This window comes from Candidatus Thiodiazotropha sp. AKAK3 (genome assembly GCF_058244645.1).
In genome coordinates this window covers 1-24,060 of record NZ_JBSYOQ010000036.1, presented here as the reverse complement: position 1 = coordinate 24,060, position 24,060 = coordinate 1, and the positions used below count along the sequence as shown (strand labels likewise).

Here is a 24,060-nt window from a genome sequence, read left to right as displayed (position 1 = left end):
TCCCAAGAAATAGTCGGATACTGATAGACCACCTGACGAGAAGACCCTCATTTCTCTACTTACTATTAACCTTGAATACAGGAATTATGGATAACAATGTAGCCTGGATGGAGTGCAACGGAATCCGGGAGAACAGTGCGCCATTCTTCCTGGATTCCGTTGCACTCCATCCAGACTACGAACTCTCTTTCGACACACCCGATACATATCTTTCTCGATTGTTATGAAGCAAGAAAATTGGCGATATGTTCCGACATTTCAGGTGTCCTGAGATAGCCATATGACTTATGGTGATTGTGACTCTTTTTGCCGGGTCCGATGTAATCGTTGGCTACCAGATCGTCAGATACCTCGATACCAACAGCATTGGCAGCGAAGTCACCGTTGAGAAAAATATCCGCTGCAACCGGATCCTTCTTGTCAGCAAAATTCTTCCAGCTTGTTTTAACCACTGAGGGTGTACGCACTTCTGCATCATAAGTACGTTCATTGATAATTTTTGTTTTCACATGGGGCAACCCAAGGGGTGAGCCTATTGTGACAAAATGGGAGAGTTCAAAGTCAGGCTTAGCTCTGCCCAAATCACGTAAGGCATCATAGGAGATGATAGTACCCATTGAGTGGGAAATGAGCATGATGGAACTACCCTCAAGAGGAATCAGACAATCCAATAACTCCTTACGTAGCACTTCCTGGGTAGGCTTATGGTTGTTATTCCGGTCAAGAATCTTTCGGTTGTCGTAGTAGAAATCGAGATCTTTAAGTAGACGACCGATTAGATAATCGGCTACAGACTCCAAACCCACACTATTTTTAAGCGTATCAGCCGCATCACCGATTATGTCAAATAGACCGGCCCTGGCTTTATCTAAAAAGCTATCTTTATATTTTCTCAGGGTGCCATCAGCTGCCTCTACATAAGGCTCGTCATTGAAGAGTTTATCGAAAGAGAAGTTCTTATCATCATGCAGCGGATTCTTGTAGAGCAGATCTGCCCAATGGACCATGTGAAACTCATAATTGGCAGAGTCGATGTCTGAGTTCCGTTTCAGCCCCTCCCTGATTGAGGCGTCCCACCAGCTCTCCAATACTCTCTTTTCTGGCTTATTTGCTAACCCATGAATTCCTACGATCACCTTTGCCATTACATCTCCTCCTGTTCCATTTTTATGGCCTTCATTACCAGGAAATAATCAGATACTGGTAGATCACCTGAGGGAAATATCCCCATTTTAATAGTTAAAGAATAGACATATATCAGAAAATTAGAAGTCTACTATTACCTTGACTATTGAAAATATTTTCTGCTATAGCCTGTAATTAAAGACGAACATATTGCAGCCAGCTGAAAATAGCCAGATAACTCACTGTAGCTGCTTGTGCAGCGCATCAAACCTATAACACTACTATATGGACTATTAAACTTCTCTGGCTATTGCAAGCTGTCTGCTAGTGTTATTTGAGCATGATCTGAATATTTAGTTATGGAATTTTTTTAACCTTAGGAGCTGGGGACAACCATGGATACACTAAAACTCGGACATTATGATCGCACATCAAAACCAGATAGTTGGAGAGCATATATTCGGAGATACCATGAGCCACAGATAACTGACAAAAGATTTCGTGGCGCTGTCAATAATCAGTGGCAGCAACCCAAGGCATTGAATGGATCTCATGTTTCCGATCTTCAGCAGAACCTTAAGAGTCTGGGGTATCTACCTCAGGGATCTATTGATGGAATATTCGGGTATCGAACACATTCAGCAGTCGGGCTGTTTCAGGAATATACTAGAAGTGTTGGTGGGCTGGATAGTTTAGGGATAGCTGATGGATTAGTTGGGCCAAAAACGCAAAAAGCATTGCAACAGGCCATGAACAGTAAAACATATTGCCAATGGACAGATACAAACAATCACCAGCAGAGGGATTGGTTGAGACTATTAGAGTCAGTCAGAGAGAAATATCGTGATGAATACCCAACCTTATTGCCTGATCTATTTAGTGTTGAAAGTGTCACACTTAACCCAGATGATTGGCAAATTAAACCGAAGCCAGTACATATAATTGGTATACGGCGCACTGCCTGGGCATCCTCACTCGATAGTTCTGGAAAGCGCATGAACAATGACGTATTCGTGGTCATAGCCAATGGCAATGTGATCTACTTTTTTGGCTCAACAGACCCCACATCCAGTTACTCAACCAATCCTGCTGGCATGCCCTTCTTATGTAAGGGCCAGCACAACTATCGTTTTGGATTCCATCGTCTGAGTAACAAAGGCATTAAATGCTATCGAGCTCTTCGTCCGGTCAACCCAGGCGTTCGTGTGGTTCGTGACAGCAACCGTGACAAAAAGCCATCTCCTGGTGACAGGCTTGACCTGAAAGCCAATACCACAATCAACATTCACTGGAGTGGACGCGGCACATCAAACTGGTCAGGGGGTTGCCAGGTAATTGGAGGTGCGCTCTATATTGATCATTCAGGACGCAAAGTTGACTGCTGGGAACATGCTGCAATAACTTACGATGATATCGGCAGAGGAAAGAACCGAGGTGCATATGACCTGATGCTAAACTGGATTACAGTCTGTTCACCCGATATCACAAAGAATGGAACCATTCCATACACCTTAATAGAGGAAGATGATTTGGAAATACTATCCCCAAAACTACACCAATCTTCAGTTGTTGCCTTTAGAGAGGCCGCACAGACAGTGGCTTCCCATGATAATAGAATCAAACGTTTTGTAATGGATAGAGCACCTGAATTGCTGGCATAGTGTTATACTTATAGTCGCCACATGGACAATGTGTGGAGTAGGGTCTCGACTAAGTAAACTGTAGGTTTCTATCACAGTAGTATTTCAGTGTTTAGAGATTAGCGTCATCAATACCTTTGTAAATTTTTGATCAATACATCTCAATCTGTTAAATAACCCGAGGTAGTTATGAGCAGCTCTTTCGGCGAACAATTAATACAATTTGCTTATGCCGTTGACTATATCGATGCAGATAACTTTAATCGCATACGTCAATTGGTTGATAATTACACCCGTAACACCCTGAACATCACTGTGACGAGATTTATGGTCACATCACAGATCGGCGATAAAATAGGCCTGATCCCACATAAATTTGCGACCATGGGTAAATACAGCACTATGCCAGTGCATGATGAAAATCACCATATTAGCAGCCAAACGGCCTATTCATTTATCAAAAAAAAGCCTCTTTGGATTATCAGTTCTACCGCTAAAACCCCCCTATTAAAAAATAGTCTCAAATATAGGGATCTGTGGAGTAAGTCTACTAATATTCCAAAATATATAAAACCCAGCAACGATGCAATCAAAACCTCTATTATCATTCCGCTTAAAGATGAGAATGGTAATATCTTTGGGGTTTTTAACTTTGAGACTACCGAACGCCTCGATATTACCCAGGCCGCTAAACAGGAACTCTCTATAATTGCTGATGCAGTAGCGATAACCTACCGGACATATTCTACAACTAAAGCTAGAAACCTATTTACGGGCAATGCAATAGACGAACTCAACAAGGTTCTGCAAAAGCCACTTCCAAAGTTAACCAAACCCAATATTTTTCTCGCATCCTCAAACGAAGCAGAAGGCGATGTTATTGAGGCAATAAAAGCTGTATTTATGGAAAAGGAGTACCTGGATAAATTCAATCAGATCTACTGGAAAGACATACATCGCCCGGGAAACATCAATATGCAACTACTTCTCGAGCTTGGCACATGCCGCTATGGGGTCTGCTATCTATCTGAAGTAATTTCTGGCGAGAAACCTGCACTCTATCAGGACAATCCCAATGTGGTATTCGAAGCCGGCATGTTACACGGTCGAAGTGATTCCGACTCACCTATTCCTGCCAGCTGGATACCGATACGTGAAAAAAACTCTACTGAAGCACCATTCGATTTTGCTACGCAACGAATGATTCAGGTACCGAGAAGCAATGGCAAACTACAGATAACAGAGTTCAAGGCGATGTTTCGTAAACGCCTGAATGCCTTGATTGGAGTTAAAAAGTAACAGATATGCGCTAAACATAATCTTAACCTACCTCGTTTCCTCACATTTTGAAGTAAAGGGCACCTCTATTAACCAGAGGCGATGTATCTTCAGATGATTGGGATTTGTTCTTTTTCATCAGCATGAATCAACCATTCCTTCAAATCATTGGCTGTTTGTGGCCGGGCATACAGATAGCCCTGAGCCTCTTGGCACCCTTTACTGAGTAGAAATTCTGCTTGAATTTGATCCTCAACACCTTCCGCAATCACTTTCAATTTCAGAGCACGTCCCATAGCAATTACTGCCTCAGCAATTGCCATATCATCGGCATCACCAGGAATATCACGCACGAAGGATTGATCTATCTTAAGCTTGTCAATCGGCAGGGTTTTAAGATAGCTCAGAGATGAATATCCTGTACCAAAATCGTCAATTGCAAGTTCGACACCGATATCACGCAACTTCAGCAAAATATCTGTTGCATGGTCGGAAGCCCTCATCACAAAGCTCTCCGTAACCTCAAGCCCCAGCCTTTCGACAGGCAGGCCAGTATCAGAAAGGGTTTTACGAACCTGTCCGACAAACCCTTCATCATGAATTTGTTGACCGGCGATATTAACAAACAGGCGGCCAAACTCTAATTTCTTATCCAACCAGCTACGACCTTGCTCACAGGCAGTTTTCAATATCCAAGCCCCGAGTTCTCTGATCAAACCACCTTGCTCAGCAACGGGTATAAAATCACTCGGCGGTATCAAACCGCGATCGGGATGCTGCCAGCGCACCAGCACCTCAAGGCCCACTAACTCTTTTGTAGTGAGATTAATTTGAGGCTGGTAAACAAGAAAGAATTGTGACTTCTCAAGTCCTTCCCGTAGTGCGCTATGTACAAAACTGTATTCAAGCGCTTGATCTGTCATTGCCTTAGTGTAGAAACGATAGGTATTTCTACCTGCATCTTTCGCCTCATACATGGCTGCATCAGCAAAACTTAACAGAGCATCTGTATCCTCGCTGTTATCAGGGTATACGGCAACGCCAATACTTGCAGAGATACCCAGAGCCTGCTCATTCACCACAAACGAACTCAAGAATACCGATAGCAGCTTTTCAACGAGTGGTACAGCATCTGCTATAGATTTCAGATCTTCGAATAGTAAGCAGAACTCATCACCACTAATACGACCAACGGTGTCACCTGTTCGGATAAGCATTTTCATTCGCTGTGCTATTTCTATCAGAAGTTGATCTCCCACACTATGCCCCAGTGTGTCATTGACATTCTTGAAGTGATCAAGATCGAGAAATATCACCGCAACTTTTGTGTTGTTGCGCTTTGCTCCCGCAAGAGCGTGTTTCAGCCGGTCTCTGAAAAGCATTCTGTTAGGTAGATCAGTCAGGGGATCATGATGGGCCATATGGGCAAGACGGGCTTCAGTCGATTTCAATGAGGAGATATCAGCAAAGACACCAACATATCCTGTTGTCTCACCAATTTCATTTTCCACTGCATTCACAGTGAGCATCTCAGGATATATGGTGCCATTTTTTGTGCGATTCCAAATCTCTCCATGCCAATGACCATACTTCAGTAACTCTCCCCACATATCACTATAGAATTTATCATCATGCCGACCTGACTTGAGTATTCTCGGATTTTCTCCAATCACCTCGTTACGGGAATATCCTGTAATCTTGGTAAATGCATCGTTTACATCGAGAATCACCCCATCAATATCTGTTATTGTGACCCCTTCGCCAGTACTGCGGAAGACAGCCGCCGCCTCCCTGAGTTTCTCTTCGGCCTTCTTCCGCTCATTGATGTCCTCGATAACTGAGATAAAGTAGAGTGGTGTTCTGTCATCTGCACGAACCAATGCAACAGAGAGGCGGATCCAAATAAGGCGACCAGACTTTCTTATGTACCGTTTATCAATTGCATAGTTGTCTCGTGTTCCTGCCAGCGCCTCCTGGTATAGTTTGAGGTCCCCATCCAGATCTTCATGATAGGTAATATCCTGAAAGGTTTTAGTCAGCAACTCTTCTCTTGAATAACCTACAATTTCGCAGAGTTTATCGTTGACCTCAAGCCACTCACCATCGATTGATAGTCGGGCAATACCTACCGCAGCCTGATCGAATGTAGCTCGAAGACGTCGTTCATTTTCAGCCAGACTCTCTTCAGCATGTTTACGGTCTGTAATATCGAATTCTGTTGTAAGAATAAGTGGCGGATCGTTTCCGATATCAATACGTTTGGCATTAACCGCAACAGAAAATTTACTTCCATCCTTACGAACATGCTCATTCTCTATGTAGAACGGATGACCTGACATGATCTCATCCGTTCTGCTTCTGACCAACTGCTTTCCCTCCTCATCATCCAAATCAGCAACCGGACGGCCGATAAACTCCTCTCTCGTGTAGCCATGTATTAACCAGGCCGCTTCATTAGCCTCAGTAATCACGGGGATGCCATCAGAGGTATTTGGATCGAGAATCATGCAATAGCCACCAGCCTGCTCAAAAAGGGCACGAAACTTCTCCTCACTGCGCCTTAATGCTATTTCACTGTTTTTACTATCAGTGATATCAGTTGCAATACCTTCCATTGCTTCCGGTTTGTCATACTCATCCTTTATCAATACATTACGCTGGCTGATCCACTTGGTCTTACCTGACGGTGTAACAATCTGATACTCATAGGTACGGGGCATATCGCCGGCCAGAAGCTTTCCCCACTGTTCAACAAAATAGTCCTGCCACGCAGGATGTATTAATTCCTGAATTTTTTTTGGTGTGCTATAGAACTCATCCGGCGAGACTTCAAAGAGATCGATTGATGCTAAATTCACATATTCATATCTACCATCAGGTATTGACATTCGATAGATCATATCTCCAGAATTTTTCGCCAAGCGGTTGAATTGTCGTGTACTCTCTTCAAACTTATCAGAGATCTTCCTGCTTGCTTTGTAAAAAACGATCATCGTGACCAGACTGACCAGTATCGCAAGGGAGATAATGATAACGCTTGCGCGGATGAATGGAGCGCGAATATCCTCCATGTCCATTTTTGCAACGATGCCAAGATTGAGGGATTGAACTGGTTCGTAAGCTGCCATCACAAGAACCCCCCTGTAATCATTACCAATCATCCAACCGGATTGACCTGATAATGCCATTCTCATTGGCTCTGCTCTACCTTGCTCCTCAAACGAGACAGGATCGGGAATATCCATACCAGCCATGCGATTCCGCATCAGAAATACAATTTTTTCATTCTCTTTAATCGCCAACGTAAATTCGCCGCTACGACCAAACTGAAACTGTTCGTGAGCAGCTTTTATCTGATCTATAGTGGTCTCGTGTACTGTGTCATCCGCATGGTGACTTTCCATATGGTGTAAATTGTTAATAGCAAAAGACTCAATCAATCGAGCATTGCTTTGTGCGGTCTCTGAGAGACGTTGCGTTGTTTGGGTGATGGATGTCTGGTAGAGGATGTAGCCAGCTATACCAGAGACAAAAACTATGGCAATAAAGGTCGTTATAGCAAGGCCGATGATTTCGCGTCGAATAAGATCTAGCCTAAACACAATTATTGCCTGGGATTCTGAGAAACAATCAAATTTCTCGAATTGTTGATAACAAAGTAATGAATGTAATTATATTGATTCTGCCATTTCCTCGAATCTAGTACTTTAAATAACCACACGATTCAAATACCTCTAAAACCACTGGCAAGCGCTTAATAAATCGAAGGAAATTAGAGCAAAGTCGAAGTATAGAGCCTGCTGCACCTAAAATAGAGTCGATATGAGCCGCGCTTTGATCAAGGGCAGGCTTGAAATCCTGAAGACAACATACTTAGTCGCCGGGTTAATAGCATAGCAAGCCCTTTTAGGGTGGTGCTTTTTAGCAGTATAGCCTACATAAATAGGCTTGGTAGTGTGTATTAAGGGCAGCAGAAGTGTAATAGCCTGACAGCCTCGGCTGCAGAATGGCTAGGGTGAGAGTGCTGACTACTTTATCTGAAATTTTTGGGGTATACAGAAATACATAATCTAATTCTGCTGAAAAGCCGATAGAGTTGAATATTACAAATAGAGAAATAGATTGTTTTTACTATTTATGTAGTTTTTCAGTAACTTACATTGAGGTATTTGAATTTAAAATACGGGATTTCTGGTGCGGTAGGGCCGCACCCTAAATCGCGTAGTGTTTATTAACACCCTTGATAGATATGACTATTCAACAGTAATAGTGATTCTATCTGAGATGACTGGCGGCTTGAATGGAATATGGTTTTTATCCCCTAGTAACAACTGCAAACTATGTTTTCCTTTGGGAAGGTCAAGGGTGACCTCAGTTTGCCCACCTCCGAAATGACGGTGAGATTCGTCAGAGGGGAGTGGCATATCCAAGGCAGGCAGGTCTGCAACATCTATTAACAGATGGTGGTGTCCGGTATTTGCTTTGTCTATACCAGCCGGTGCCACCCCCATGCCTTTTAAACCAAATTGCACTGTGAATGGTGATGATACGGTTTCACCATTACCAGGTGAGATGATATAGAGATGAGTTCCTTCAGGAGCAGGTGTTCCAGCTATGGCTAGGGATGTACTGAATACCACTAGCAATAATCCAGATAGGACATTTTTCAGATATAAAGTCATCATCTTCTCCTCTGACAGTAGTTTGTAAGTGCGCTGCTGTTCTGCTGATTGTATTTGTTGGATCACGCGTATATCGATTGTGATCTTACCTATTACAGATATTATTCAGAGATAGATCCCCAACTTAACTGAGATCAGTACGGTAGCCTGCACCCTGCGTTAAGGCATAGTGGTATAGACACTCAGCTTGAGCATTTATTGAAAAATATAACCCTTTAGAAATGAGTATTTTATAAACTCTCGCCCTCCAATTCAGTTATGGCTATCTGATCTGGGATGTTGTGGTTTGTGGTTAATTAATACTTATGTTTAAGAAATAGAACATGACGCATTGTTACCCTCCATTTCGTTACTGTTTGGTCGGGCTCGACCCCACCCTGGGCAGTTTTCTAAGAGTGGCCATAATCTCTATTTCTTCAATATCAGTTGTTGAACCAATCAATCCAAGAACACAAATAAATGTAGGGTGCGGCCCTGCCGCACCATAGGGGTGAGAATTCACCAAAAAACCAGATACTTTGCTTCATTACCAGCAGCGCCTCTATACCGACTCTTCAGGTGGCTTTGGTTTTAGTTGGGCATGGTGCGGCAGGGCCGCACCCTACAGGTGAATCCATTTTGGGGAGCCAGCCGGCTACTTGTTTCATCCTCCTGGGCGAGTCATTTACCTCGTTCCCAGGCTCCAGCGTTAGAATGAATAGGGCAGCCCGTAGCCTGGATGAAGTGCAACGGAATCCGGGAGAGCAGTGCGCCAATCATCCCGGATTCCGCTTCACTTCATCCAGGCTACCTTGCTCTATTTCTTCAACATCAAATGTTGAACTAATCAACCCAAGAACCAAATAGATGTAGGGTGCGGCCCTGCCGCACCATAGGGGTGAGAATTCACCAAAAAACCAGATACTTTGCTTCATTACCAACAGCGCCTCTATACCGACTCGTCAGGTGGCTTTGGTTTTAGTTGGGCATGGTGCGGCAGGGCCGCACCCTACATTTCGTCAGGTAGTTTTATATCGGTTGAATTGACAGGAGCGCACCTTGTCAGGTGAGTTTTATATCGGTTGAATTGACAGGACCGCACCTTGTCTGGTGAGTTTTGTTTCGGTTGGGTTGGTGTGGCTGGGCACACCTGACTTCTATATCGGATAGTTGTGGGTATTTTTTCTATGACAGAACTTTCAAAGGTAACTTACTCTTCCTGGATATGTTCAGCCAGAAGTTCTGTCAAACTGATCACTTCGGTATCCATCTCGTAGTGCTCTATGCCCTCTTCCAGGATAATCCGGCAATTGGCACAGGCAGTGACCATTGTATCCACACCGGTCTGCTGGATCTGCTTTTTCTTCCGCGTGAATACCTGCAGCCGTAGCTCTTCTGCTCTTTCATTGGCACTCACACCGCCGCCGCCACCACAGCACCAATTCATTACACCTTGATCTTCCATCTCTCTAAAATTCACAGCAACACTATTCATCAGCTCTTTGGGTTGATCAATCACTCCACCACGCCGAACGATCTGGCAAGGGTCATGCAATGTCATTGGGGTATCGTCCCTGGAGGCAACTTTTATTCTTCCCTCTGATTTGAGTTGCTCCAATAATTCAAGGATATGTACCACCTCAAAATCGTAGCTACGTCCTATTAGGTTAGGCCCTTCCCAGCGTATAGCAGTATAGGCGTGTCCACACTCAGGACTGACTACAGCCTTAACGCCAAGTTTTTCTGCGGCATCCACTACCCGACCCACCAATTCTGCAGCGGCCTCTTTATTACCAATCTGAATGCCACTGTTGGTCGCTTCGAATGCTTCACTACTGATCGTCCAACTCACTCCGGCAGTTTTGAATATCTTTGCAATGCTCTCTATATACTCTGGAAAATTGACAATCTCCATGGATGAGAAAAGGGTCATATAGTCCGCCCCCTTCTGATCTATAGGTATCGATAAGCCTGTATCCTTCTCCACATGGGCCAGTGATGCTTGCAGGGTTTTAAAGGTCACCCCCATAGGACTACCGATTTTTAAAGCACGCCGGGTCGCCTCTTTCATACCCTCTGGCGCATACCCAGCGACTGAAAAGGCTTCCCGCTGTTTACGAATCATATAGGTAATATCATTACCCACAGGACATACCATGGAGCAGCGTCCACAGAGTGTGCAACTGTCGTAGACCAGTGTTTCCCACTTCGCAAAATCATCTTCCGTCAATGTTTTGCCTATTCCCAATGACGTACCCAACTTACCCCAGAAGGTCTTCTCCTGACGCCAGAGTTTTTTCATCGGTTCCAGTTTATAGATTGGGGTATACCGGGGATCTCCTGTCTCGGTGTAGAAAAGACAGGCCTCTGCACAAAGCCCACAATGGACACAACTGGAGAAGTATGACGCTACTTTTGCATCCAATTGTTCCCTCAGTGCCTCTACGCCTTGTTCAAAGGGGTCACTCATGGAAATCTCTCCTAAGGCTGTGGGCCGTTCGGTAAAACCTAAGCATTTACACCTTTACGACCCATTGCCGCACCGGTATAACCACGGCTCATGACAAAGGTAAAGGCGTGCATTAATTTACTGAATGGAAAATAGAGCAGCAACAGCTCCGCAAGCAACAGGTGTAGTAGACGAAGTGGTTCAAATGACTGGGCCAGGGCAAGACAACCACTCAACATCACCAGGAACACCAGGATGGTGCCTATATGATCATCCAGGTCTGATAGAAGACGGGTAACCGGATTGAGTACTCTGTGCAGCCACAGCAGAATCAAACCGGCGAATGCAACTTCTGCTGATATAATAAAGGCCCAATGAGGTATTGCAGGCCAGGCAAAACCGGTAATCCTGTCTGCTATGAAATCTATATGCGGTTGCGCTAAGAAGAGCAGTACAAACAGTCCAAGATGAAAGGCATATCCTGCAATCAGCTGTAGCTTGCCACGTCTCGTCACGGTTCGCTCAGGAACAAAGCGAGTGAACAGGGTGCGAAAGGCACCACTGCTTGCACTTCCCTTCGGATTTGCCAGGTCTGCTTTGACGCCGCTTAGTACGATTGAACCGATACGCCAGATAACGCCGATAATAAACACGCCCAGAGAGAAGCTCCAGAGTGGGCCATCTATAAACTGCCCGATCACTTTCCGCTCTCCTGGAGTTTTACGATTGTCATCTCGGGTAAACTACTGCCCTCTAATTTTTCCACCTCAGCCTGCGATAGATCATCTCCCTTTTCGATTACCTCAGTTGCCCAATGGTCATGATGCTCTTTTGCCCAGTTGAGATCGCAGTAGCCTGTGGTCATACCATCAAGGGCCCCCTCCATACCCACAGAGCCGATATAGATGTGTCCAATGATCACTGTGATCATCAATATTGCCCCGAGGGCATGTCCTACGTGGGCAAGTTCCATCCATTCCCTTCCCTGTCCGAAAACGGGGAACACCAACATCAGACCTGATGCGATAATGACGCTGCCTACCAGAATAAGCAGCCAGAACATGCTCTTCTCACCCATGTTAAAAAAGTTCGATGGCACATGTTTAGAACCGATAATACCACCACCTCTGAGCAACCAGCTGAGATCGCCTTTCTGATAGATATTGCGACGTACGAACTGAATAAACATCAACACCACAGCAAGCATAAACAGTGGCCCTATAAGGTTGTGCCCCTCTTTACTGGCTGACGCCAAAACAGAAAATACCTCTTTACCCAGCACAGGTATAAGCAGGGGACGGCCAAACAGAAGAATTAAACCAGAGATGGCAAGAAACAGAAAAATCGAAGCGAGAAACCAATGGATCATTCGCTCATAAGTCGAGTAGCGAAACAACTTACGATCTGAAGGGCCACCTTCAATAAGCACCTTGCCTCTGATCATGTAGAAGATCCCCAGCAAGGCTACCACCCCAAGAAGAACAGAGCCACCAACAGGAATCAGCTGCTCCATTCTGAACTTTCGCCAGCGATCACCATTGGCATTGATCAGCACACCGCTATCAACACCTCTGACCTGACTCTTTCCTTTACTGCCACTCTCTCTTTGCCGCACATCCCGCCATAGCTCTGCTGCGGGATTAAGCACTGCACTTGATGGCATATCACGATTAACTTTTGTCTCAGCAAGAACCTCTACGGGCAGACTGTAGAAGAGTAAGAACAGCAACAGCCCACCACATGAGATACGTTGAAGCCTGTTACTGATGCTCTCTATTCTAGTTATCATGAACCTCATCCTAATGGCATAAACATCATTACTACGGTCAGGTCTTACTCGTTTGAACTACTCTTTCCACCCACGTTTTTTGGTGCCCGGAATGATGAATCACGATATGAAACACCACGTGCCATGACACTGGCGCTGCGATTGATAATGCGCTTGCGATAGACATCAGAGATCACATCCGCATCACCGGCCAGCAGGGCTTTGGTCGAGCACATCTCTGCGCACAAAGGCAGCTTACCTTCGGCCAAACGGTTGGAACCATATTTGCGATGCTCATCCGAGCTGTTATCGGTTTCCGGCCCACCGGCACAGAAGGTGCACTTATCCATCTTGCCCCGGGATGCAAAGGCGCCATCTTCTGGAAATTGAGGCGCACCGAAGGGACAGGCGTAGAAACAGTAGCCACAACCGATACAGATATCCTTGTCATGCAATACCACACCATCCTGAGTGGTATAGAAGCAATCCACCGGACAGACAGTTGCACAAGGGGCATCGGAGCAATGCATACAGGCGACTGAGAGGGATCTTTCCCCCTCATCGCCATCATTGATGGTGACTACCCGTCGACGGTTCACCCCCCAGGGAACCTCGTTTTCATTCTTACAGGCCGTTACACAGGCGTTACACTCTATACAGCGCTCGGGATCACAATAAAATTTCATTCGTGCCATGTCAGATATCCTCTATTAATTCCCAGTTACGCTTTGCTTATGCGGCACAGGCTACACTTGGTTTCCTGCATCTGTGTAACGGAGTCATAGCCATAGGTCATGGCAGTATTACAAGCTTCACCCAGAACATAGGGATCAGCACCTTCCGGATACTTACTGCGTAGATCTTTACCCAGGAAATGTCCACCAAAATGGAAGGGCATGAACGCCACCCCGGCGGCAACCCGTCGGGTAACCTGCGCTTTAATTTTGATTCGCGCACCCTCTGCACCTTCAAGCCAAACATCGTCGCCATCTTTGACACCGGCGTTATTGGCATCCCTGGGATGCATCTCGACAAACATATCCTGCTGCAACTCAGCCAACCAAGGATTGGATCGGGTTTCATCACCACCACCCTCATACTCAACCAAGCGTCCTGAGGTGAGTATGATCGGATAATCTTTCGAGTAGTCTTTCGCCTGGATCGAACCGTAACGCACCGGCAAGCGATAGAACGACTTTCGGTCTTCGTAGGTGGGATACTTCTCCACGAGATCGCGGCGACTGGTATAGAGCGGTTCTCTGTGTATCGGCACCGGATCGGGAAAGGTCCAGACAACTGTTCGTGCCTTGGCGTTGCCAAAGGGGGCGCAACCATGTTTGATCGCCACACGTTGGATGCCACCGGAACGGTCGGTCTTCCAGTTCTTGCCCTCTGCAAGGGCTTTCTCTTCTGCAGAGAGGTCATCCCACCAACCCAACTTTTTCAGCAATTTATCGGTGAATTCAGGATAACCATCCTTGATCTCAGATCCTTTCGAATAGGCACCGTTGGCCAACAGACTTACACCATTGCGCTCCACACCAAAACGGGCACGGAAGGTTAAACCACCATCGGCTACTGCCTTGCTGGTGTCATAGAGATTTGGTGTGCCAGGATGTCCCATCTCCGCTGTTCCCCAACAGGGCCAAGGAAGACCATAGAACTCACCATCACAGGGGCCACCTTCAGCAAGCAGTGAGGTGTAATCAAAAGTACCCCAGTTTTGTTGCTGCTTCTTCATCCGTTCAGGACTCTGTCCGGTATAACCGATGGTCCACATACCGCTATTGAATTCACGGGTAATGTCTTCAATCAAGGGCTCTTCATTGGTCACACTGATATTTTTAAATAACTCATTGCTGAAACCGAGTTTGTTCGATAGACGATACATGATGGTATGGTCTGGCAAGGATTCAAACAGGGGTTCGATCACCTTGTCGCGCCACTGCAGCGAACGGTTTGAAGCGGTAACCGAGCCGTAGGTTTCAAACTGGGTCGCTGCGGGTAGCAGATAGACCCCATCTGTACGATCATGCATAACCGCAGAGACAGTTGGATAGGGATCGATTATCACCATCATATCCAGTTTTTCCATCGCCTTTTTCATCTCTGGGCCACGGGTCTGACTGTTGGGTGCGTGGCCCCAAAGAACCATGGCACGAACATTATCCTTTTGCGCAATATTGCCCTTCTCTTCCAACACACCATCGATCCAGCGGGATACCGGTATACCCTTGGTGTTCATCACCAGGGCATCTTTACCTTTTGACTGCTCATAACTGGCCTGATCGAAGCGGCCAGCGAGCCAGTCATAGTCCACATCCCAAACCTTAGACCAATGGGTCCAGGCGCCTTTAGAGAGCCCGTAGTAACCCGGCAGTGTATGTGAGAGAACGCCAAAATCTGTTGCACCCTGAACATTGTCATGCCCACGGAAGATATTGGTTCCACCGCCAGCAACACCCATATTGCCCAGGACCAGCTGGAAGGTGCAGTAAGCACGGGTATTGTTGTTACCAATGGTGTGCTGTGTCCCACCCATGCACCAGATGAAGGTGCCGGGCCGGTTGTCCGCCATGGTTTTTGCAGCGGAATAGACCTGGTTTTCCGGTACACCAGTCACCTTCTCTACTTCATCAGGCGTCCATTTGGCCACCTCTTTTTTTACCTCTTCCAGACCGTAGACACGCTGACGGATAAACTCTTTGTCTTCCCAGCCATTCTTAAAAATGTGCCATAACATACCCCAGATCAACGGCACGTCGGTACCCGGACGCAGGCGCAGGAATTGATCGGCGTGGGCAGCAGTACGGGTAAAGCGTGGATCGATAACGATCAGTGGCGCGTTATTCTCCTCTTTGGCCTTGAATACATGCTGCAATGAAACCGGATGGGCCTCGGCTGGATTGCCACCGATAATCAGAATCGCCTTGGATTTATGGATGTCATTATAGGAGTTGGTCATGGCGCCATAACCCCAGGTATTGGCAACGCCGGCAACGGTGGTGGAGTGACAGATTCGTGCCTGGTGATCTACATTATTGGTGCCCCAGAAGGCAGCAAATTTGCGGAACATATAGGCCTGTTCATTATTATGTTTTGCAGACCCGAGCCAGTAGACTGAGTCAGGGCCAGACTGCTCGCGGATTTCGAGCATCTTGTCACCAATCTCATTAATAGCCTGCTCCCAGGAGACCCTTTTCCACTTACCATCAACCAGTTTGGTGGGATATTTCAGACGCCGCTCACCATGCCCATGCTCTCTGACTGATGCCCCCTTGGCACAGTGGGCACCAAGATTGAATGGATGATCAAATGCAGGTTCCTGTCCTGTCCAGACACCGTTTTCAACTTCAGCAATAATGCCGCAGCCAACAGAACAGTGTGTGCAGATGGTCTTCTTCAGTTCAACCTTGCCGCTTGTTGCATCCGTTGCTGCCTGGGCCTTTTTAATCATGCCTGGCGCAAAACCGGTCGCCAGTGCGGCACTGCCTGCCATCAACCCGGAGTTGCGTAGAAAACTACGACGATCCATGGCGATACCAGCAGCGGCCTTTTTGGGGGAGGTTATATCGGTATTGATATCTGTCACAGAGTCAGAGATTTTTTGCAATTTCATTCCGGTATCCTCAACGACTCAACGATTAGTAGTCTTGTAGTAGGCGGCGATATGTGGCGTCAGTCGATATCCTTTTTGAACCTGACTCTTCTCTTCAGGTTCTTCTTCAACTGATGCTGATGTCAGACCGGGAAGAGTCGCTGCAACTGCCACACCGACACCCGCACCGGCGGTAGTACGCAGAAAGGCTCTACGCTGGTTATCCGGTGATTTTCTTGACCGCTTTTTCATGGACTCTTCCTCCGATGCATTAAACTTGTGTATCTGCGTTTGTCAGTCCGGATACTTCATCCGGGAACGCGGTTCGAGTAGCTTGTTCAGCGTTACCTGGTAACTGCTTGTAGTTGGATAAAAACTCAATCAGCTGTTGGTGAATAAAGTATCAATTAACTCTGTTTTTCATTATCAGGATGAGAACCCGGACTAGACTGTCATATTCAGATAGCGCTTCTCGAGGGCAATAAAAGCTTTGCCAAAACGCCCCACCGCCCGATAAAAAATTGCCGACTTTGCTTCACTCAAATCGGTAAAAAAGCGAGCTAACCAACTCGCCAGATGTGTTTCAAAAAACTGCGATTGAACTTGTACGCTCTGGGACTCCTGGATCAACATAGCCATCACTTCGCATAGGGCTGCAACATGATCCTCTGGCTCAGTCACCCCATCCTGGCGTTGAAATCCCAACAGATTGAGATCGGTACGGAGCCTTCCCAATGGACGTTCCATTAAAAAGCCTGTCTGGTACCAGGAGCCATAAGGCACCAATTCACCTCGCCCCATGCCGATGAACAGATCATGAAACTCATCGTCCACCGTCTCGCTGCTGGAAGTGGTTGCAGAGAGTCCCAACATCGACATAGCCAGCGCCAGCTCATCGGCTTTCGAAGAGAGGTCAGCAAATATTGCTACCTGATCCAGAGTCTCTTGGTCCGGTGAATTTCTCAACAGCTGCGCCAACATCCCGTAGGCACCGACACGACACTGCTGCGCTTCATCCAGAGAGTGCTCCCGAGCGGCAAAGGCTGCTTCATCGGATGCCCATGGGCTTATGCTTTGATTGTTTTGCGCCGTTTGGCTCAAGTCAGTCATCTACAGTCTCCTCGGATAAGACAAGTGCAAACCGCAGACCAGATCCACGGGAAAAAAAATGACAAATTGGGTAGATAATGGGCAATCAATAGGGTTTTATTGGCGAATTTGGCCATCAAGTGCTTCCGGATCCTGGGCAATATCAACCACACGACACTCATCACAAAGAGTCAGGCGTCTTAGAGCGCGCTCACTTTGGAACATATAGTGTCCACTGAGCTTGCTGCGCATTTTTTCAATCACCGAACGAGTAGCGAATGGCTTTCCGCATGAGACACAGTGGAAGGGCTGCTCTTCATGCAGGGTTCGAGGATGACTGCGTCGTTCAGTGTCAAAGATCAGTCTGGGGGTAATCCAGATCGCATCTTCGGGACAAGTGCGGGTACAGAGACCACACTGCAGACAATTGGCCTCAACAAAACGCAACTGAGGATGCTCTCCCGACCCACTCTGCAGCGCTTTGCCTGGACAGACGCCGACACAAGAGAGGCATAGAGTACATGACTGAGCTGAGACAACCGCCTCACCAAATGGCGCACCCTGACTTAGAGTTGCCATGGGCTTGGCTCGTTGAGACTGGGCAAACAGATGATCGATTGCCAGATAGACCGTTTGACGTTTATCACCAAGCCCGGAGAATCCAGCCGGCTTTAAATCGGGCATAATGGATGAATCCTTGATCTCCTCCAGTGCGCCCAATCTGACAACCCCCGCCGGATACCCCATCGCACTGACCACCTCCTCGGCGGTAAGTAACTGCTGCTGCAGGGCGTCGGCTACATCATCGGGTAGCTGATTGTCATTGACCAACCAAACCGCCTGCGCCCCGTAAGCGAGCGCCGACAACCAAACTTCAAGCCCCACACTGGCCAACTCCTCCACTTCCATCGTCAGATAGTTACCCTCTTCCGGTGCAGGAACTGGGGCGTCTGAACTGGCTCGTATCAGAATTATGGGATGCTCACCCCCCGCTTCACGGTAGACAGTCAGCAGTTTTCGCAAACGTTCCAGGGTATCTTTCACACCTGGATAGACATAACGTATGGCGCCACTTGGACAAACTGTCGCACAGGCGCCACCCCCCTGACATAGATAAGCATTGACCTCTATAGTCTCAGCCAGGCTACTGATCGCTTCCGCCGGACAGACATCGAGACAACGGGTACAGGCAGTTTTACCTGAGCGACCATGAGCGCAGATTTGAGGGTCGTAGTCGAAGTAGCGCGGCTTTTCGAAACGGCCGGTCATATCAGCCAGAGTCTCCACCACCTGATCAAGTTCTGATTCATTAAAAGAGGATCGGAAATAACCAGGGGGTGTCAAATCCTGGCCCATCAGGGGTTCAGGTGTGAGATCAAGAACCAAATCCACTGCAATGATTTCGAAATTCGATCGTCCCTCCTCTCCCAGCAGGATCTTGAATGCCCCCAGATAACCCTCTATGGCAATAGGCCGCCCCCCTCCCGGCACCACAGGTACACCTGGCTCTTCAGCACCTTCGGTTAAAATCACCATCGGATGAAGTTTGTCACTTAGTCGAGGTGCAATTTCCAGGGCCTGCTGATTACCGATAATTGCCAACCTGCCACAGGACTGATAATTGACCAGACCAGTCGCCTCGATCCGCACTCGATTCATAGCGGCCTGAGCCTCCTGCCGAGCCAGATGATCTATTTGTTGTTGTGTCTGTTTGTTCATATCGCTCATGATGGGGTCTCTTGATTAATGTCATCATCACGCCCTGATTCACCCGACAGCCGCTCTTCCGATGACACCACATCTTGCGGCGCCTCCTCCTGCTCAGACTCAGTCGCACCAGTGCTCTGGGCTTGCTTAGATTGGAGTTGATCTTCTGATTCAGCCACCTCTTCCTCTCTTTTCCGTTCCGCCTCAAGCTCCATTTGATGCCTTAAATCAGCTGTAATTACATCCCCAAGCGCTTCGAACTGGGTGAAGTCCTCAGCATAATCATCCAAGCCATCGCAGACATTGAAAGCAGCGCCATGAAACAGTTTTCGTAAGGCAAGTTGACGTAACTGTTCGGAGACTTTTGGAGAGAGAAAGCCGCTGTAATCCGACTCTTCATTGAGACTTTCCAAAGGGGGCATATCTTCATCAGATGGTTGGGGTTCCTCTACTGTTGGCGCTTCTGCAATCAACGGCTGTTGAGAGGCCAGTTTTCGTTCTGACCAACGACTATAGAAACCATCACCTTGATTGGATTTCTCTTCATCCAATGACTTTTCATCACGATCCATGGGGCCTCTCTGTACTCATTTTCCAGTCGGCCCGTTTGCGTTTTGTACGCTTTGTAGGCACATAGTGAGTCAGCACAAATGTTTCAGCCCAACGGTATATCTCTGGGGTCACAGCCACGGCATAGACGGTCTCATCCCCTTCGAGATAGGCATGGGCCTCATCAAAACTGAAACTCACCAGAAAGGGTGTGGGCACACCATCATCACTCTCTGTCGCTACCACGTAACAGCGGGGTTCAGTAGAGAGCAGATTGTGGTAATAGCTTTCGCACTCATCCACATGCAGGCGCAGGGTAAAACCGGAATAGAGATATCGACAAACCTCCCCCTCCTGATGAATCAACTCAACTTCACTCTCAGCTGTAGTTCTCCGTTTAGCCGCCAGGATGCCAACTACTTCCCACTGTTTGCTTACCCAGATATTGCTGCTGGGGGACTGCTGCATGATTACCGAAACCGAAAACTCCTGGGGAATGGCGCTGCCGATCTCGTTTTCTGAAATAGACATATTCGATGCCTCTTGAATCGATGAGTTTTAATGAGTGGATCGCAAGTTACATACCACTATCAACATTCGGAAAATAACCAGGGAATTTGCGGTTCAGGAAAATAGTCCAAAAAAAGGAGTTGTGGCAAAACAGGGCAAAATGTCCCGTTTCAGCGCTTCGAATGGGACATTTCATACCACCACAACAATCATTCGGCCTGCAGATACTGATCTGGCAGCACACGCTATTTCGGTATGACTTTTGCGTACAGATCCAGAGAGCTTGTTGGAGAGACAACCCCCTATGCCCGATACAAACAATAACCAGGCAACAGATCGAAGCAGTTTGACAGACCGCTTCGACCGCAATATCACCTACCTGCGAATCTCAGTCACCGACCGCTGCGACCTGCGTTGTGTCTACTGCATGTCTGAGGATATGGAGTTTGTTCCCAGATCACAGTTATTGACACTGGAAGAGCTCTATCGGGTAGGTAAAAACTTTGTCGACATGGGGGTGAACAAGATCCGCATCACCGGCGGCGAACCCCTGACCCGTCGGGGAATCATGCAACTGTTCGAACATCTAGGAGAGTTAGAGGGTCTGAAAGATCTGACCCTCACTACCAATGGCACCCTGCTCTCCCGCTATGCCAAGCCACTCAAAGCAGCTGGCGTCACGCGCATCAATATCAGCCTCGACACCCTACAGGCCGACCGCTTTCATGCAATGACCCGGGTTGGCGATATACGGCGCACAATGGCAGGCATTGATGCTGCCCTGGAAGCTGGCTTTCAACGGTTAAAGATCAACTCTGTAATACTCAAAAATCGAAACCACGACGAAGTAGCAGATCTGGTTCGCTTTGCTGAAAGCCGTGGCATGGACATCAGCTTCATTGAAGAGATGCCCCTGGGAATGATAGGTGACCATGATCGAGAAGAGCTCTTCTACTCAAGTGACCAGGTAATGCAGGATATTCAGCAACACTATGAGCTGACCCCGACTACTGAAAACACAGGCGGCCCCGCACGCTACTATCGACTCAACGGTTCAAATGCCCGGGTGGGATTCATCTCTCCACATAGTCATAACTTTTGTGACACCTGCAATCGGGTTCGCCTGACCGCAGAAGGCAAACTACTGCTCTGTCTTGGCCAGGAACACTCAAAAGATTTGCGCCGTGTTGTTCGTGCCAATCCACTGGATGATGAACCCCTAAGACAATCCATAATCGAGGCGATGGAGATCAAACCCAAGGGACATGAGTTCGATCTCAGCGCTCAACCGGTTCTGTTCCGACATATGAATGCCACTGGCGGATGAGTCAGCAGTGATGAACAGACAAAACTCTGATCAATATCGACCTCATCTCACAGATGCCGGCCTGAGTGCAGCTCACCCAGCGACAGCCGTTGATGAATTTGGCGAAATCCGCCATGGTCGGGTCGCTGCCGAGCGGGCGCTCACCGTCTACCTGGACAAGCGCGAGATGGTCACCCTCATGACCCTGGGAACCCGTCCGGAAATGCTTGTTCTCGGCTGGTTACATAATCAACGGCTGATTACCGATATCCATCAGATCAAGGCGGTTCAAGTGGACTGGGAGACAGAGTCTGCAGCTATCACAACCTTCGATGGCATTGCGGATCTGGATAAAAAGACCGCGCATAAAACAGTCACCACCGGCTGTGGACAGGGCACAGTTTTCGGCGATTTAATGGAAGATCTGGATAAGATCGAACTGCCCCAGCGTCGCCATCTTCAATCAGGCATCTATGCACTGTTAAAAAATCTCAGCAGCTACAACGAAGTCTACCAAAAAGCAGGTGCAGTTCATGGCTGCGCCCTCTGTCGTGGTGCAGAGATCCAACTCTTTATCGAAGATGTAGGTCGACACAACGCAGTTGATGCCATTGCCGGGCATATGATGCTGAACCATACAACAGGCGCAGACAAACTTTTCTATACCACTGGAAGACTGACCTCGGAGATGGTGATCAAAGTTGCACAGATGGGCATACCCTTTCTACTCTCCCGCTCAGGAGCCACCCAGATGGGAGTCGATCTTGCCAAACAGGTGGGGGTCACCTTGATTGCCCGAGCAAAGGGAAAACATTTTCTAATCTACAACGGCGCAGAAAACATCTCATTCGATGCAATCCCTCAGGTACGTTTCAAAGCCTCAGACAGTAAACCGGCGGAACACGCCAAGAGCTGATGATATTAACCTGGCAACCTGAAAGAAAACTATTTGGGTGTTGGATTAGTAAGGAGAAAATATGGCAGCAGTTATCTCTCAGGACCAGCATGTATTCATGAATGTAAAACAGGTCGCGGAGTATCTGCACCTGAATGAAAAGAAGATCTATTCACTGGTCAATGAGGAGCGTATTCCTGCAACGAAAATAACTGGAAAATGGCTATTTCCCAGGGAACTGGTTGATCGCTGGATGCTCGATTCAGCCCATGGTGGCCTGATGACCAACCGACTGGTTATCGCCGGTAGCGATGACCCCCTGCTCTATCGTCTGATCATGAACTTTGCACAAGAGACCGGTGCTCATGCACTAATCAGTTACTCACCGACAGGCACAAGACTCGGCCTGGATCTACTGCAGGCGAACCGTGTTGATGCCTGCGGCATCCACTGGGGGCCGAACCAAGAGAGTGACACCCGCCACCCGGCGCTGTTACGTCAATACCCTCAATTCAGACAGTGGGTGTTGATACGACTCTTTCGCAGAGAGCAGGGATTGATCGTGAGCCGGGAGATTGGAGAGCAACGACCAGATACCAAAACCCTGCTGGAGGGTTCTTACCGATGGGCCATGCGACAGACCGGTGCAGGCGCACAACGTTTTCTGCTGGAAGTCCTGAGCCAATACAGTGTTAATGTAGATCGACTGAATAGCGTATGCACTGCCCTCTCAGAGCGGGAGGCTGCAGCCAGCATTGCAATGAACCAGGCCGACGCCGCACCGGGGGCGAGAGCAGCGGCCAAAGAGTATGGCTTGGAGTTTATCCCCTTCGGCTGGGAATCATTCGACCTGGCGCTGCCGAGGAACATCTGGTTTCGCCGACTGTTCCAGGATCTCATCAACCGACTACGCTCGGCAGACTCTCTGGCCATGGGAGAGCGCCTGGGGGGTTATGATCTGAGTGAAGCTGGAGAGCTGGTCTGGGGGGATGAATAGAAGAGCCTCATATTGATAGGCAAGTGAACACCAACAACATTGAAAAGGTGCGTCAGGGACGCACCCTACAAAACACTATTCCACCCGTAGACTGCGGCCCTGCCGCACCATCTCCTGCATATAACTAACCAGGCAATAAATACTCCGACACTCAGCCATTGAGCACCACACCACACCACAACTTAACCCCACAAAATACACAGATGCATCAGGAACGTACCCTACAAAACATTATTCCACCCGTAGGGTGCGGCCCTGCCGCACCATCTCCTGCATACAACTAACCAGGCAATTAATACTCCAACACTCAGCCATTGAGCACCCCTACCACACCGCAACTTAACCCTACAAAACACACAGATGCATCAGGAACGCACCCTACAAAATACTATTCCACCCGTAGGGTGCGGCCCTGCCGCACCATCTCCTGCATACAACTAACCAGGCAATTAATACTCCAACACTCAGCCATTGAGCACCCCTACCAC

At 47.7% G+C, this 24,060-nt stretch carries 20 protein-coding genes; 6 read left to right on the top strand and 14 right to left on the bottom strand.

Translation table 11 applies throughout. The features are described 5' to 3' along the window. Positions 1-86 precede the first annotated feature (86 nt). Positions 87-227: a hypothetical protein gene (locus AC4IE7_RS07005; RefSeq protein ID WP_490776103.1), complete on the top strand. Its 141-nt coding sequence runs from the start codon at positions 87-89 to the stop codon at positions 225-227. On the opposite strand, the gene AC4IE7_RS07000 is transcribed toward AC4IE7_RS07005, so the two are convergent. Continuing rightward, positions 222-1,145 (bottom strand): hypothetical protein, encoded by a 924-nt coding sequence (locus AC4IE7_RS07000; RefSeq protein ID WP_490776102.1) that lies wholly within the window; start codon positions 1,143-1,145, stop codon positions 222-224. The two genes, AC4IE7_RS07005 and AC4IE7_RS07000, sit on opposite strands and share 6 nt — an antisense overlap. A gap of 375 nt (positions 1,146-1,520) precedes the next feature. On the opposite strand from AC4IE7_RS07000, the gene AC4IE7_RS06995 reads away from it, so the two are divergent. Next, entirely contained in the window at positions 1,521-2,786 is a 1,266-nt protein-coding gene (locus AC4IE7_RS06995) for a peptidoglycan-binding domain-containing protein (RefSeq protein ID WP_490776101.1), read from the top strand. Positions 2,787-2,954: 168 nt separating this feature from the next. Next, positions 2,955-4,064, top strand: a complete 1,110-nt coding sequence (locus AC4IE7_RS06990) for a hypothetical protein (protein WP_490776100.1) — start codon at positions 2,955-2,957, stop codon at positions 4,062-4,064. Between the two features lie 89 nt (positions 4,065-4,153). Here the strand turns inward: AC4IE7_RS06990 and AC4IE7_RS06985 are convergent, their stop codons facing one another. The 13 genes from AC4IE7_RS06985 to AC4IE7_RS06925 form a co-directional block, all read right to left on the bottom strand. Continuing rightward, positions 4,154-7,645, bottom strand: coding sequence for a sensor domain-containing protein (locus AC4IE7_RS06985; RefSeq protein ID WP_490776099.1), 3,492 nt, complete (start codon positions 7,643-7,645; stop codon positions 4,154-4,156). 651 nt (positions 7,646-8,296) lie between these two features. Further along, positions 8,297-8,725: a DUF4399 domain-containing protein gene (locus AC4IE7_RS06980; protein WP_490776136.1), complete on the bottom strand. Its 429-nt coding sequence runs from the start codon at positions 8,723-8,725 to the stop codon at positions 8,297-8,299. Positions 8,726-9,480: 755 nt separating this feature from the next. After that, on the bottom strand, positions 9,481-9,639 hold the full coding sequence (locus AC4IE7_RS06975; protein WP_490776098.1) for a hypothetical protein: 159 nt from the start codon (positions 9,637-9,639) through the stop codon (positions 9,481-9,483). Positions 9,640-9,914: 275 nt separating this feature from the next. Continuing rightward, positions 9,915-11,174 (bottom strand): (Fe-S)-binding protein, encoded by a 1,260-nt coding sequence (locus AC4IE7_RS06970; RefSeq protein ID WP_490776097.1) that lies wholly within the window; start codon positions 11,172-11,174, stop codon positions 9,915-9,917. A 38-nt stretch (positions 11,175-11,212) separates the two neighbouring features. Beyond that, positions 11,213-11,854: a hypothetical protein gene (locus AC4IE7_RS06965; protein ID WP_490776096.1), complete on the bottom strand. Its 642-nt coding sequence runs from the start codon at positions 11,852-11,854 to the stop codon at positions 11,213-11,215. Continuing rightward, positions 11,851-12,942: a formate dehydrogenase subunit gamma gene (locus tag AC4IE7_RS06960; protein WP_490776095.1), complete on the bottom strand. Its 1,092-nt coding sequence runs from the start codon at positions 12,940-12,942 to the stop codon at positions 11,851-11,853. The genes AC4IE7_RS06965 and AC4IE7_RS06960 overlap by 4 nt, the downstream gene beginning before the upstream one ends. A 44-nt stretch (positions 12,943-12,986) precedes the next feature. Next, the gene (gene fdh3B / locus AC4IE7_RS06955; protein WP_490776094.1) at positions 12,987-13,616 is read right to left on the bottom strand and encodes a formate dehydrogenase FDH3 subunit beta; all 630 of its coding nucleotides are present in this window, start codon (positions 13,614-13,616) and stop codon (positions 12,987-12,989) included. Positions 13,617-13,642: 26 nt separating this feature from the next. After that, positions 13,643-16,540, bottom strand: a complete 2,898-nt coding sequence (locus AC4IE7_RS06950; protein ID WP_490776093.1) for a formate dehydrogenase subunit alpha — start codon at positions 16,538-16,540, stop codon at positions 13,643-13,645. Positions 16,541-16,558: 18 nt separating this feature from the next. Continuing rightward, positions 16,559-16,771: a hypothetical protein gene (locus AC4IE7_RS06945; RefSeq protein ID WP_490776092.1), complete on the bottom strand. Its 213-nt coding sequence runs from the start codon at positions 16,769-16,771 to the stop codon at positions 16,559-16,561. Between the two features lie 192 nt (positions 16,772-16,963). Further along, positions 16,964-17,629, bottom strand: coding sequence for a TorD/DmsD family molecular chaperone (locus tag AC4IE7_RS06940; RefSeq protein WP_490776091.1), 666 nt, complete (start codon positions 17,627-17,629; stop codon positions 16,964-16,966). Between the two features lie 96 nt (positions 17,630-17,725). Then, complete coding sequence (locus tag AC4IE7_RS06935; RefSeq protein ID WP_490776090.1) at positions 17,726-19,336, bottom strand: 4Fe-4S binding protein; 1,611 nt, start codon at positions 19,334-19,336, stop codon at positions 17,726-17,728. Next, positions 19,333-19,887 (bottom strand): DUF3306 domain-containing protein, encoded by a 555-nt coding sequence (locus AC4IE7_RS06930; protein WP_490776089.1) that lies wholly within the window; start codon positions 19,885-19,887, stop codon positions 19,333-19,335. The genes AC4IE7_RS06935 and AC4IE7_RS06930 overlap by 4 nt, the downstream gene beginning before the upstream one ends. Continuing rightward, the gene (locus AC4IE7_RS06925; RefSeq protein WP_490776088.1) at positions 19,877-20,395 is read right to left on the bottom strand and encodes a DUF3305 domain-containing protein; all 519 of its coding nucleotides are present in this window, start codon (positions 20,393-20,395) and stop codon (positions 19,877-19,879) included. Before AC4IE7_RS06925 ends, AC4IE7_RS06930 begins: the two co-directional genes overlap by 11 nt. Before the next feature lie 283 nt (positions 20,396-20,678). Here AC4IE7_RS06925 and moaA point away from each other — a divergent pair, with 283 nt between their 5' ends. The 3 genes from moaA (at position 20,679) to AC4IE7_RS06910 (ending at position 23,572) form a co-directional block, all read left to right on the top strand. Next, a complete protein-coding gene (gene moaA, locus AC4IE7_RS06920; RefSeq protein WP_490776087.1) occupies positions 20,679-21,701 on the top strand; it encodes a GTP 3',8-cyclase MoaA in 1,023 nt (340 codons plus the stop codon). A gap of 10 nt (positions 21,702-21,711) precedes the next feature. Then, entirely contained in the window at positions 21,712-22,596 is an 885-nt protein-coding gene (locus AC4IE7_RS06915; RefSeq protein WP_490776086.1) for a formate dehydrogenase accessory sulfurtransferase FdhD, read from the top strand. Positions 22,597-22,657: 61 nt separating this feature from the next. After that, complete coding sequence (locus AC4IE7_RS06910; protein WP_490776085.1) at positions 22,658-23,572, top strand: substrate-binding domain-containing protein; 915 nt, start codon at positions 22,658-22,660, stop codon at positions 23,570-23,572. Positions 23,573-24,060 lie beyond the last annotated feature (488 nt).